Below are 12701 nucleotides of genomic sequence, written 5' to 3' on the forward strand. Positions count from 1 at the left end.
TTAACCGTAGCGCACGAGGCCCCGGACCCGCAAAACGGGTCCGGGGCGCACTCAGCGCAACCAGTCGCGGATCGCCAGCACCGCCCGCCGGCTGTCCTTGTCGACCTGGGACCGCGGGCTCGACGTCCCCTCCCAGCCCTGTTCCCAGAGCACCGTCACCACGTCCCCGATCCGCACCGCGCGGACCAGCCGGACCACCTCCGTCACGGCCGGGCCGCCCTCGTGGTCCGCGGCGGGCCGGCGCACCTCGAACAGCACCGACTCGTCGCCGTAGCCGGCGTCCGGCAGCAGCCGCTGGGTCGACGTCAGCCCTTCGCCGCCCTCCGCCCCCGGCTGGGTCGGGCAGTCATGCACGGCCTGCCGCAGCTCGGCCAGCGCATCGTCGGCCCGCCCGGGCCGGTAGACGGTGATGCTGTGCCGGTAGCTGCCGTCCGGGATGTACCCCGTCGGGGTGGCGCTCAGCTTGAACGCCAGGCTGCGGGCGCGGCGGGCGACGATCCCCGCCTCGCCGGGCGTGGCGCCGCAGAGCGCCGGCAGCACCGGTCCCGGGACGAACGCGTTGCCGGTGCCGGCGTCGTTGGCGGCGGCCAGGGTGAAGAAGGCCCGGTCCGGAATGCTCGTCGGGCTTGCGGCCGGCGGCCGGGCGCTCGTCTTCGGCGGCGCGTCCGGGGTGCGTACCAGGGGTGGCGGGGTCGTGGGGCTCGGCAGCGGAGAGGGCGGGGTCGCGGTGGGCGACGGCGACGGGCTGCCGGTGGTGGCGGGCGGCCCGGGGTCGGCCTCCGGCGCGGCGGCGAGCACCCACCGCGTGCCGGCGGCGGTGCCGGCGACCAGTACGGCGACGGTCAGCGCCCCGAACGCGGCCCGGTGCCGGGCCCGGCGGTCGGCCAGCCGGCGCAGCCGGTCCGGCGCCGGGAGCACCCGCTCGTCGGTGTCCGCGGCGAGCGCCCGGTAGAGGCGGTTCAGCTCACGCGACATCGTTCACCTCCAGCTCCTCGTCGGCCACGCCGGGCAGCAGCTCGGCCAGCCGGGCCCGGCCGCGAGACAGCCAGGACTTCACGGTGCCGGTGGGGACGGCGGCCTCCCGGGCGATCTCCTCCACCGACAGGTCGAACAGGTAGTGCAGGGCGAGGGCCTGCCGATGCCGGGCGGGCAGTTGCCGCAGCGCGCCGACCAGCAGCACGGTGTCCTCGCCCGGTGGCCCGACGTCGTCGGGCGGACCGGTGCGGCTGGCCGCGAGCCGCCAGCCGCGCAGCCGCCGCCAGCGGTCGGCGGCCAGGCGGCTGATCACCAGCCGCAGCCAGGCCTCCGGGGCCGGGTGGGTGGCCAGCTTCCCCCACTGCCGCCAGGCCCGGGCGTACGCCTCCTGCACGAGATCCTGGGCCTCGCCGGGGTCACCGGCCACCGCGTAGCCGTACCGGAGCAACCGGCCCGACGTGCTGCGGTAGAAGTCGTCGAAGCTGTTCACATCGCGCATCTGGATTCCCGCCTCCCTCACGCCCACCTGCTCTGATGACGGTGGAGGCGGGCACCGGGTTGCGGGTGTTCCGTCTGGAATGCGACACGAGCCCGTGGTCCGGACCGTTACGGGTCACGGACCACGGGCTCGCGTGGTCGGCTCGGCGTCAGCCGTTCGGGGTGGGCGAGGCCGAGGGCGAGGCCGGCGGCGACGCCGAGGGGCTGCCGCTGGGGCTCGAAGCGGGGGTCGGGTTGGCCGCCGCCTGCGCCTGCTGGAACGCGGCCATCGCCTCGTCCAGCGCCTTCAGCGCCCGCCCGTACCGCTCGAAGTCACCGGACGCCTGCGCGGCCTTGACCTCGACGATGGCGCTCTGCACCTTGCCGGCCGCCTCGGCCAGCTCACCGGTGAGCACCGGCGTGGTGGTGCCGCCGGTCGTCGGCGGTTTGTCGTCGGTGGGCGGCGGCGGGTTGCCGGAGGCCGGCCGCTTGCCCTGCTCGACGAGCTGCTTGATGCCGTCGCTCAGGTTGTTGGCCAGCACCACGTACGAGCCGCCGTCGCCGTAGGAGAGCAGCACCTTCTGCAGCAGCGGGTACGCGTCCTGGTTGCTGCTCTTCACGTAGACCGGCTCGACGTAGAGCATGCCGTCGGCGAAGGGCAGCGAGAGCAGGTTGCCGTACTGCACCTGCGCCTGGTTGGAGGAGAGCAGGTTGAGCTGCTGCCGGATGTCGCCGTTGTTGGTCATCTGCTGGTGCACCTGCGCCGGCCCGGAAATCCGGGTCTGGTCCGGCAGCTCCAGCACCTCCAGCTTCGGCTGCCCGTCGACGTACGACCCGGAGACCAGCGCGGCCAGGTTCTGCCGCCCGTTCGGGGTGACCGCCGCGGTGAGCTGGAAGCGCGGCCCCTCCTGCCCGGGGAACTGGGTGAAGAGGTAGTAGGGCGGCTGCTTCTGCCCGCTGTCCGGCGCGTCCGGCACGTTCGGCACCTGCCAGAAGTCCTGGCCGGAGTAGAAGTCGCCGGGGTCGGTGACGTGGAACTTGGTGAGCAGGTTGCGCTGCACCTTGAACAGGTCGGCCGGGTAGCGGAAGTGGTCGGCGAGCTCCGGCGGGATGTCGCCCTTGGGCAGCACCAGGTCGCCGCCGAAGGCCTTGTTCCACGCCTTCAGCACCGGGTCCGCGTCGTCGAAGGTGTAGAGCTTCACCGTGCCGTCGTACGCGTCGACGGTCGCCTTCACCGAGTTGCGGATGTAGTTGACGTTCTCCCGGGCGAGCTGGAAGGTGCCCCGCCCGGTCAGCTCGTCGGCCGTCTCGGCCTGCAGGTTGACCCGCTCGGCGTACGGGTAGGTCGCCGCGGTGGTGTAGCCGTCGACGATCCAGAGGACCCGGCCGTTCACCACCGCCGGGTACGGGTCCCCGTCCAGGGTGAGGAACGGTGCGACCTTCTCCACCCGGTCCCGCGGGTTGCGCACGTAGAGCAGCTTCGAGTCGTCGTTGACCGCCTCGGAGAGGAGGAAGTTCGACTCCTGCTCCTTGATCGCGTAGAGCAGCCGGCGGGTGAACGAGCCGATCTCGACGCCGCCCTCGCCGGTGTAGGTGTAGTACTGCTCGCCACCCGTGGAGGTCGGCTTGTCGAACTCGACGTTCCGGTCACCGGTCTGCCCGACGATCGCGTAGTCGTCCGGCTCCATCCGCTCGCCGTAGTAGATCCGCGGCTGCTGGGCCGGGATCTGCTCGGTCTGCGAGGAGCAAGCCTCCTGCGCCTTCTCGCCGAGGAAGCCGGAGACGAAGTACGGCTGACCGCCGCAGACCACCTGGTTGGCCGGGGCGGCGACCAGGCCGTAGCCGTGGGTGTAGACCGTGTGCCGGTTGATCCAGTTGCTCTGCTGGTCGGTCAGCTCGCCGTAGTTGATCTCCCGGACCCCGACCACGTAGTCGGAGGTCTTGCCGGCGTTCGCGTACCGGTCGATGTCCAGCTTCGGGCCGAAGTCGTAGAAGCCCCGGACCTGCTGCAGCTGCGTGTACGTCTCGGAGACCAGCTGCGGGTCGAGCAGCCGGACGTTCTGCACCACTGAGGTGTCGGTGGCCAGGCTGGCCGGCGGGACGAGGTTGCTCGCCGCGTAGTCGGTGTTCTTCGTGCCCGTCAGCCCGAAGGCGGACCTGGTCGCCTCGATGCTGCGCTCGATGTACGGCGCCTCCTTGTCCCGGGCGCTCGGCTTGACCTCGAAGGTCTGCACGGCCCACGGGTAGATGCCGCCGATCGCCACGGCCGAGACGCCGAGCAGGGCGAGCGCGATGCCGGGCCAGACCAGGTTCCGCATCCACGCGTTGGAGAACACGATGATCGCGACGGCCACCACGACGGCGATCCAGGCGAGGATCTCCTTCGCCGGGAGCAGCGCGTTGATGTCGGCGTAGCCGGCGCCGTAGAGCTTGGCGCCCTCGTTGTACTCCAGCAGCATGGCCCGCTGGTCCAGCACGTACGCGATGGCCTTGAGCAGCACGAAGACGGCCACCAGGGTGCTCAGGTGGGCCCGGGCGGCGTTGGTCATCCGGTCCCCGACGCCCTGGAGCCGCACCCCGCCGAAGATGTAGTGCACGGCGAGCGCGCCGAGCAGGGCGAGCACCACCGCGGTGAAGCCCACGCCGAGCAGGTAGCGCCAGAACGGCAGCTGGAAGACGTAGAAGCCGACGTCGACGCCGAACTCCGGATCCTTCACGCCGAAGCTGCCGCCGTTGCGGAACAGCAGCCACTGGCCCCACCGGCTCTGCGCGGAGAGGCCGGCGAAGAGGCCGATGACCGCGGCGGCCAGGGCGATCCAGGTGCCGAGCCGGGGGCTCAGCAGCATCCGGTAGCGCTCCAGGGTGGCCTGCTCGGCGGAGTGCGGGCGCAGCTGCGGTCGCAGCCGGTGGGCCAGCCAGAGGTTGCCGGCGATGATCAGCGCCATGCTGAGCCCGATGATCAGGAACAGCAGCAGGCGGGTGGCGAGGACGCCGGTGAAGACCTGGGTGTAGCGGACCTCGTCGAACCAGAGCCAGTCGGTCCACGCGTTGACCCCCCACCCGAGCAGGGTGAAGAGCACGAACACCCCGATCAGGACCCCGATGGTGACGCGTCCGCGCCGGCTCATCCTCGGCAGGGGGCTGCTACGCATGACCACTGTTGGCTCCGCACGCTCGATGTGATCGGCTCCGACCAGGCACCCAGAGTACGGGGTGTTCCTGAATACCTCGGGTCAAGGTCACGTCACGATCGTCCGGTGACCCGGCGTGACCGGTCAGCAGCGGGTCGGCTGCCCCCCGGCGCGCAGTTTCTCCAGCGCCGTCAGCGCGTCGTCCAGCGACGCCACCCGGAGCAGCGGCAGGTCGGGCTGGGGGTTGCGGACCGCCTCGGCGCAGTTGTCGGCCGGCACCAGGAAGACCTTCGCGCCAGCCTCCTTGGCGCCCACCAGCTTCTGGGCGATGCCGCCGATCGGGCCGACCCGGCCCTCGTCGTCGATGGTGCCGGTGCCGGCGATGACCTTCCCGCCGGTCAGGTCGGCCGGCTCCAGCTTGTCGACGATGCCGAGGGCGAACATCAGCCCGGCGCTGGGGCCGCCGATGTCACCAAGGTCGATCTTGAGCGTGAACGGGTGCGGCTGCTGCTGGTCGATCTCGATGCCGATGCGCGGCCGGCCGTCCTGCTCGCGGCTGGTCACCGTGGCGGTGGCCGGCGCCCCGCCGCGGGTGTAGCCGATCTTCAGCGCGGTGCCGGCCGGCTTGGCCCGGATCAGCTCCGTGAGCCGGGCCGCGCTGGTCACCGGCTGGCCGTCGACCGAGGTGATCACGTCGTTGGGCTTGAGCACGTCGACCGACGGGCCGCCCCCGGTGACCGCCTTCACCAGCACCCGGATCGGGTAGCCCAGCTCGCGCAGGGCCGCCGTCTCGGCGCTGGTCTGCGAGTTCTGGAAGTCCTCGGCGTTGCGCTGCTCGACCTCCTCCTGCGACTCCCCCGGCGGGTAGACCAGCTCACGCGGCACCACCGCCTCGTCCTTGGAGAACCACCCGGCCAGCGCCGAGCGGAGCCGGACGGTGGGCTGCACGCCGACCGTGGTCAGCCGGAGCTGCCCCGCGGAGGTGGACGTCGACCGGCCGGTGACCTGGATGATCTCCTTGCCGTCCTCGCTGCCCAGGGTGTTGACGGTCGGACCGGGACCGAGCACCACGTACGGGATGGGCACACTCAGCACGCCGACGCTGAGCAGGGCGGTGAGCAGTGCACCGAGGAGTACGGTCACGCCGCGACGTCTCATGCGCCAGAGCGTACCGATCCGGCCCGGAACGTCCGGCGCAGTGACCGCGGGACTTCGCCCTCAGCGGAACGGCGACGCACACGACCTGCGGCGGGGCCCGCGTACCGTAGACGTCGTGCCTGATATTCCGTTCGGCTTCGCGCTCCCGGGTGGGCAACCACCAGACCCCAACGATCCCGCGCAGATGCAGCAGTTCATGTCGCAGTTGCAGCACCTGCTCTCCGCGCCGGGCAGCGGTCCGGTCAACTGGGACCTCGCCCGGCAGGTGGCCGCGAGCCAGCTCGCCGCAGCCGGCGACCCGGCGGTCTCGCCGTTCGAACGCAACGCGGTCGAGGAGGCGCTGCGCATCGCCGACCTCTGGCTGGAGCCGGCCACCTCGTGGCCCTCCGGCATCCGCAGCTCGGTCGCCTGGAACCGCAACGAGTGGATCTACAAGACCCTCGACGTGTGGCGCAAGCTCTGCGACCCGGTGGCCAGCCGGATGGTCGGCGCCATGGGCGACCTGGTGCCGCCGGAGGCCCGCGCCCAGCTCGGCCCGATGCAGTCGATGGTCGCCACGCTGGGCGGCGCGCTCTTCGGCGGCCAGCTCGGCCAGGCGCTCGGCTCGCTCGCCGCCGAGGTGCTCTCCGCCGGCGACATCGGCCTGCCGCTCGGCCCCGCCGGCACCGCCGCGCTCATCCCGGCCAACATCCGGGCGTACGGCGAGGGCCTGGAACTGCCCGAGGACGAGGTACGCCTCTACGTGGCCCTCCGCGAGGCCGCCCACCAGCGGCTCTTCCAGCACGTCCCGTGGCTGCGCGGGCACGTGCTCACCGCGGTGGAGAACTACGCCGCCGGCATCCGGGTCAACCGGGAGGCGATCGAGGAGGCGATGGGCCGGGTCGACCCGACCGACCCGGAGTCGATGCAGGCGATCGCCCTGGAGGGCATCTTCACGCCCGAGGACACCCCGGCGCAGAAGGCGTCGCTGGCCCGGCTGGAGACCGTGCTCGCCCTGGTCGAGGGCTGGGTGTGCCACGTGGTCGACAGCGCCGCGGGCGACCGGCTGCCCAACGTGGTGCGCCTCGGCGAGGCGTTCCGCCGCCGCCGCGCCGCCGGCGGTCCGGCCGAGCAGACCTTCGCCGCCCTGGTCGGCCTGGAGCTGCGGCCGCGCCGGCTGCGCGAGGCCACCGTGCTCTGGTCGGCACTCACCGAGCACCGCGGGATCGCCGGCCGGGACGCGGTCTGGGGCCACCCCGACCTGCTCCCCTCCGACGAGGATTTCGCCAACCCGGAGGCGTTCGCCGCGACCACCAACGACCTGGACGAGGAGCTGGCGAACTTCGACTTCACCGCGCCCGGCGCGCCGGAGGAGCAGCCCCCGGGCGAGGACGACGACAAGTCCTGACGCCGCCCGCCGCCGGGGCCCGCACGAACGCTCGTGCGGGCCCCGGCGCGTTCAACAAGCCCGCCCCGCCGTGCTGCCCCCGGCGTTCAACCAGCCCGCCCTCGCCGTGCTGCCCGGCGTATTCGACCGACCCGCGCCGCCGTGCTGCCCCCGGCGCTCGACCAGCCCGCCCTCGCCGTGCGGCCAGGCGCGTTCGGCCAGCCCGCCCGCCGTGCTGCCGCCGGCGCATCGGTCAGCGCCTGCCGCACCGGGCCTCGGCGGCGTCGGTCATCCCGCAGTCGAACCGCGCGTCCGCGGGTCAGCCGGGCTGGCCGGAGAGGAGCGCCCGGGTGGCCTCCCAGCCCTCGAAGGCCGGGTCGAGGGTGGCCAGGTCGGCCGGGCCGCGCAGCCGGCGCCAGCCGGCGGTGACCGCCACGTCCCCGGGGCGCGGCGCGGCGGCACGCACCTCGGCCGGCGCGGCGGTGTCCAGGTCCAGCGCCGGCAACCACTCCGGTACGGGCAGCCGGGCGGCCACCCCGAGCAGCCCCGCCCCACTCCCCTCCACGGGGGCGACCGCCACCGGACGGCTGGACAGCGGCCGGAGCAGCTTGCCCAGGGTGAGGCCCGGCACGTCGGGCGCGTCGGCGGCCACCACCGCCGCCTGGTCGTAGCCGGTCAGCGTGGCGAACACCGCGCCGACGGTGGGCTCCGGCACCTCGTGCACGGCCGTGCCGGGCCAGACCACCGCGTCAGCCAACCAGCGGTCCTCCGGCGTCACCGCCACGGCGGTCTCGACCTCGTTGAGGGTGGCCAGCAGGTCCACCACGTCCTCGGCGAGCGCGCTCCGCCACCGCGTCGGATCGATCCCCGGAGGCGTCCAGGTCACCGGGCCGAGCAACGCCACCACCACACGTCGAACCACCCGACGACCCTAACCCGCTACCCGCCCCACCCCTACTACGTGGAGACGGGGCGACGGGGCGACGGGGCGACGGGGCGACGGGGCGACGGGGCGACGGCGAGCATCGCCGGTGGGTTACCCGTCGCCGGTCCAGGCCCCAGCCGGTGCGACTCCGCATGCCCGGTTCCGCGATTGGCCGACCAGCACCGCCAACCCGTCGGTGGAACACCATGGGTGTGTCAGAGCCCGCGAGACACCCATGGCGTTCCACCCACCGACCGTTTGCGTCCGGCACGCGGGCCGCCACGGACACATTCGGCCGCCGCCGCCCCAGCCCGGCCGAGGTGGATGAGGTCGGCATCCCTGCTCCGCTCGGCAGCAGGCCGAGCTGTACCCGCACCCCCTCCGGCCGCCGCGCCCGCGCCGGGCACTCCGCGGGCCGCCACCGGCACCCAATCGCCCGCACCACGCCGAATCGCCGCAACCATGCCCCAGCCCTCGATCTTGGCGACTTTCCGTTCGGAAAGTCGCCAAGATCGCTCGACTCGGCTCGCTGATCATGAGGTTGGTTGCGATAAAAGGGGCGAACCACACCGCCAACCTCATGATCGACGCAGCAACAAGCGGGGGTGTGGGAGGCCGGGGGTCAGTCGGCTAGGGGGACGCCGGAGGTGGCGGCTACGCCCTCCAGGTAGCCGCGGGCCCGCTCGGTCTTCGGGTAGCGGCCGACCAGGGCCCAGAACTCGGCGTTGTGGCTGGGCACGATGAGGTGCGCCAGTTCGTGCAGCAGCACGTAGTCGATGACCCAGTCGGGCATGTCCTGGATCCGGTGGGAGATCCGGATGGTGCGGTCGGCGGGGGTGCAGGAACCCCAGCGGCCGTTCTGGTTGGTCACCCAGCGGACGCTGGCCGGGGCGACGGTCAGCCCGTGCTCCGGCAGGTAGAGGTTGATCAGTCGGCTGGCCCGGGCCAGCAGTTCGGCGTCCGAGCGGGCGAGCCGGCCCTCGCGGGCGGCGAGCCGGGCCAGCATCCGGTCGACCCACTCGCTCTCCTCGGCCCGGGAGAACTGGTCGGGGATCAGCACCACGACGCGCTCCCCGTCGCGGTACGCGGACACCGTGCGCCGCCGGCGCTGGCTGCGCCGTACTTCGACGACGGGCTTCCGCGTCCCGGCCATCACCGGTCCGCGCAGCCTCGATTGACTGTCACGAGGGAAAGCTAATGCGTACTGACCAGGGGTCCGCAAGAGTCAACACTGCGACACGCGCCCGGAAAATGGGGGTTGGTCGTCAGGAGTCCTGAAAAATTTCTTTAGCGACGGGAGTTGACCATCACCTACCGGCCCCGGTCAACGTTAGGTGATCTACGACGGACTGTCGCCCCGGGGGGCCGCCCGAAGGGGGATCTGAGGGCATTCACCCGGCGTGTCCCCGCGAAACTGACTTATCCGACGTAACGCGGCATGCACACTCTCGTCGTCGACTTCCTCACAGAGTCGACGCACAGCTGACATGGAACCGCCCAGACCTGGGTAGGGTCCGCCAACCAGCGGTCACGTGAGTGATCGCGGGAAACCCCCCGGCGCCGGCGCCACTCGTGGCCCGCCGCAGGGAAACCCGCCGGAGGCGTCCGGCGGACGAGACGAGGAGGGCTACCGTGGCCGACCAGGCCCAGACCTACAACGGTTACTGCGTGAAGTGCAAGGAGAAGCGGGACTTCGAGGGCCGCGTGGAGGTCTCGAAGACCGGCATGAACATGGCCAAGGGCAAGTGCCCGGTTTGCGGCACAACAGTGAACCGCATCCTGGGCAAGGCCAAGGTCTGACCCGTCCCGGGTCGCACGGGGGAGGGATGGCCGGCGGCCGTCCCTCCCCCGTCGTGTAGCCGACACCGGCTACCGGCGGGTTGTGGACAACCGGGGTTTCCCTGTGGACAACGCTGGCCACAGCCCGGCGCACCTGTGGACAACGATCGACGCAGAGCGCCGACACGGTCACGATTCGTGGTGTGACCGACCCGATGCCCCTCGCGCGTCCGACGCTGCTGCCCGGCCTGACCCGGCTCTGGCGGGACCGGCGCACGCTCCAGCTCGGGGTGGAACCCGGCCCGGCCGTGCTGCTCGAGGTGACCAGCCCGGGCGCCGTCCGCCTGCTCGACCTGCTGGACGGCACCCGGAGCGAACGGGCCGTGGTCGCCGCCGCCACCGCCGCGCGGGTCCCGCCGGAGGAGGCCCGGGTGCTGCTCGACACGCTCCGGGCCGCCGGTCTCGTCGTACCCGCGCAGAGCCTGCTCCCCCGCGACCTCACCGGTCCGGCCCGGGCCCGGCTCACCGCGGAGGCCGACGCCCTGGCCCTGGCCACGCCCGCCCTGCCGGGCACGCCGGCCCGGTTGCTGCGCCGCCGTCGGGCGGCCCGGGTGCTGGTCACCGGGGCCGGGCGGCTCGGCGCGGCGGTCGCCGTCGCGCTGGCGCAGGCCGGCGTCGGGCATGTCGTACCCGCGCTGGCCGGCCCGGTCCGCCCGGGTGACCTGGTCGGGACCGGCCTCGCCGGCGCGGAGCTGGGCCGTCCGCTGGCCCCGGCGGTCCGCGCGGCGCTGGCGCGGTGCGCGCCGGGCACGGCGACCGGGCCGCTCCGGGCGGGGCGGCCCGACCTGGTGGTCCAGCTCGGCGCGGACCGCCCGGCGGCCCTGCTCGCCGCCGGTCACGCGCAACGCCGCCAGCCACATCTCCTGGTCGACCTGCGCGGCGGCGTGCCGGTGGTCGGTCCGCTGGTCCGCCCGCCGGCGGGCCCCTGCCTGCACTGCCTCGACCTGCACCGGACCGACCGCGACCCGGACTGGCCGGCGCTCGCCGCCCAGCTCGCGGCCGACGACGGCGACCGGGCCTGCGCGGCCGCCACCCGGCTGGCCGCGGCGGCCTACGCGGCCGCCGAGGCGTTGACCCAGCTCGACGGGGGCACGCCGGAGACCCTCGGGTGCGCGGTCGAAATCCGGCAACCCGGCCGGTTCCGGCACCGGCGGTGGCCGCCGCACCCCTCCTGCGAGTGCTCCGGGCGTCGCCCGATCCGGTCGGCCGCACCCGCTCCCGGCCGCACGGCAGCAGCGGGCCCGTCCGGTCGGTAACAATGGCCGGGTGACCGACATCCCGCGCCGGGCCGTGTCCCGGACCGCCAAGCTCGCCGCTCTGCCGCTCGGTTTCGCCGGTCGGACCGTCCTCGGCATGGGCAAGCGGGTCACCGGGCTCGCGTCCGACGTCATCTCCGCCGAGATCCAGCAGCGCACCGCCGAGCAGCTGTTCAGCGTGCTCGGGCAGCTCAAGGGCGGGGCGATGAAGTTCGGTCAGGCCCTGTCGGTCTTCGAGGCGGCGCTGCCGGAGGAGATCGCCGCTCCCTACCGGCAGGCGCTCACCAAGCTTCAGGAGGCCGCCCCGCCGCTGCCCGCGGCGACCGTGCACAAGGTGCTCGTCGAGCAGCTCGGGCCGGACTGGCGGGACCGGTTCGTGGAGTTCGACGACACCCCGGCCGCTGCGGCCAGCATCGGCCAGGTGCACCGCGCGGTCTGGCGCGACCCGGGCTACGGGCCGAACGGCGGCCCGCGCCACCGGGACGTGGCCGTGAAGATCCAGTACCCGGGCGCCGGTGACGCCCTGCTCGCCGACCTGAAGCAGCTCTCCCGGCTGGGCGGCATGTTCCGGGCGATCCAGCCCGGGCTGGACGTCAAGCCGCTCCTGGTCGAGCTGCGCGAACGGATCACCGAGGAACTGGACTACGAGCTGGAGGCCGAGTCGCAGCGCGCCTTCGCCGCCGCGTACGCCGGGGACCCGGACATCTACATCCCCGAGGTGCTCGACGCCGCGCCCCGGGTGCTGATCACCGAGTGGGTCGAGGGCATTCCGCTGTCGCAGATCATCCGGGAGGGCACCGAGGAGCAGCGCGACGAGGCCGGGCGGCTGATGGCCGAACTGCACCTCTCCGCGCCGATGCGGGCCGGGCTGCTGCACGCCGACCCGCACCCGGGCAACTTCCGGCTGCTGCCGGACGGCCGGCTCGGCGTGATCGACTTCGGCGCGGTGGCCCGGATGCCGGAGGGCACCCCGGAGCCGATCGGCCGGATCGCCGCACTGGCCCTGCGCGACGACGCGGACGCGGTGGTGGCCGGGCTGCGCGACGAGGGCTTCGTCAGCTCCACCGAGCCGATCGACGCCGAGGGGGTGCTGGACTTCCTCCGGCCGATGCTGGAGCCGATCGCCGCGGAGGAGTTCCGGTTCACCCGGGCCTGGCTGCGCGCCCAGGCGGCCCGGCTGGCCAGTCCGCGCTCCCCCACCTACCAGCTCAGCCGGCAGCTCAACCTGCCCCCGTCGTACCTGATGATCCATCGGGTGACGCTGGGCTCGATCGGGGTGCTCTGCCAGTTGGAGGCGAAGGCGCCGTACCGGGCCATCCTGGAGCGCTGGCTGCCCGGCTTCGCCCCGGTGGGCTGATCGGCACAGACGCCGAAGGGGCGGTGACCATCTCGGTCACCGCCCCTTCAGTGGTGTAGGGATCTAGAGAGCGCCCAGGTCGCGAGCCGACTGGCTGCGGCTGCGCATGGCGACGGTACGGGCGGAACGGGTTGCCTCAGTGCTCGTGGTGGTGCCGGCCTGAGGCCGGCGCATTCGAGCCCGGGACAACGCTTCGTGGAGTAGTTGCATCTCGGTT

The 12701-nt window shown here is 73.1% G+C and carries 10 protein-coding genes; 4 read left to right on the plus strand and 6 right to left on the minus strand.

The window, feature by feature from the left end; all coding sequences use genetic code 11:
* Positions 1 to 51: 51 nt before the first annotated feature.
* The 4 genes from AC0OLQ_RS31185 to AC0OLQ_RS31200 form a co-directional block, all read right to left on the minus strand.
* Positions 52 to 975, minus strand: a complete 924-nt coding sequence (locus AC0OLQ_RS31185) for a hypothetical protein (RefSeq protein ID WP_484529160.1) — start codon at positions 973 to 975, stop codon at positions 52 to 54.
* Entirely contained in the window at positions 965 to 1474 is a 510-nt protein-coding gene (locus AC0OLQ_RS31190) for a SigE family RNA polymerase sigma factor (protein WP_484532483.1), read from the minus strand. The genes AC0OLQ_RS31185 and AC0OLQ_RS31190 overlap by 11 nt, the downstream gene beginning before the upstream one ends.
* A gap of 148 nt (positions 1475 to 1622) precedes the next feature.
* A complete protein-coding gene (locus tag AC0OLQ_RS31195) occupies positions 1623 to 4604 on the minus strand; it encodes a UPF0182 family membrane protein (RefSeq protein WP_484529161.1) in 2982 nt (993 codons plus the stop codon).
* Between the two features lie 123 nt (positions 4605 to 4727).
* Positions 4728 to 5741: a YlbL family protein gene (locus tag AC0OLQ_RS31200; RefSeq protein WP_484529162.1), complete on the minus strand. Its 1014-nt coding sequence runs from the start codon at positions 5739 to 5741 to the stop codon at positions 4728 to 4730.
* A 184-nt stretch (positions 5742 to 5925) separates the two neighbouring features.
* Here AC0OLQ_RS31200 and AC0OLQ_RS31205 point away from each other — a divergent pair, with 184 nt between their 5' ends.
* Positions 5926 to 7128: a zinc-dependent metalloprotease gene (locus tag AC0OLQ_RS31205; protein ID WP_484532484.1), complete on the plus strand. Its 1203-nt coding sequence runs from the start codon at positions 5926 to 5928 to the stop codon at positions 7126 to 7128.
* Between the two features lie 298 nt (positions 7129 to 7426).
* Here AC0OLQ_RS31205 and AC0OLQ_RS31210 read toward each other — a convergent pair whose 3' ends face one another.
* Positions 7427 to 8029 (minus strand): hypothetical protein, encoded by a 603-nt coding sequence (locus AC0OLQ_RS31210; protein WP_484529163.1) that lies wholly within the window; start codon positions 8027 to 8029, stop codon positions 7427 to 7429.
* A gap of 625 nt (positions 8030 to 8654) precedes the next feature.
* A complete protein-coding gene (locus tag AC0OLQ_RS31215) occupies positions 8655 to 9185 on the minus strand; it encodes a M48 metallopeptidase family protein (protein WP_484529164.1) in 531 nt (176 codons plus the stop codon).
* 479 nt (positions 9186 to 9664) lie between these two features.
* Between AC0OLQ_RS31215 and AC0OLQ_RS31220 the strand changes: the two genes are divergently transcribed.
* From AC0OLQ_RS31220 to AC0OLQ_RS31230, 3 genes are all read left to right on the plus strand, one after another.
* Positions 9665 to 9832, plus strand: coding sequence for a DUF5679 domain-containing protein (locus AC0OLQ_RS31220; protein WP_012014940.1), 168 nt, complete (start codon positions 9665 to 9667; stop codon positions 9830 to 9832).
* 194 nt (positions 9833 to 10026) lie between these two features.
* Positions 10027 to 11127, plus strand: a complete 1101-nt coding sequence (locus AC0OLQ_RS31225) for a TOMM precursor leader peptide-binding protein (protein ID WP_484532485.1) — start codon at positions 10027 to 10029, stop codon at positions 11125 to 11127.
* A 10-nt stretch (positions 11128 to 11137) separates the two neighbouring features.
* A complete protein-coding gene (locus tag AC0OLQ_RS31230; RefSeq protein ID WP_357339071.1) occupies positions 11138 to 12484 on the plus strand; it encodes an ABC1 kinase family protein in 1347 nt (448 codons plus the stop codon).
* Positions 12485 to 12701 lie beyond the last annotated feature (217 nt).

The organism is Micromonospora sp. Utrum1 (assembly GCF_057197805.1).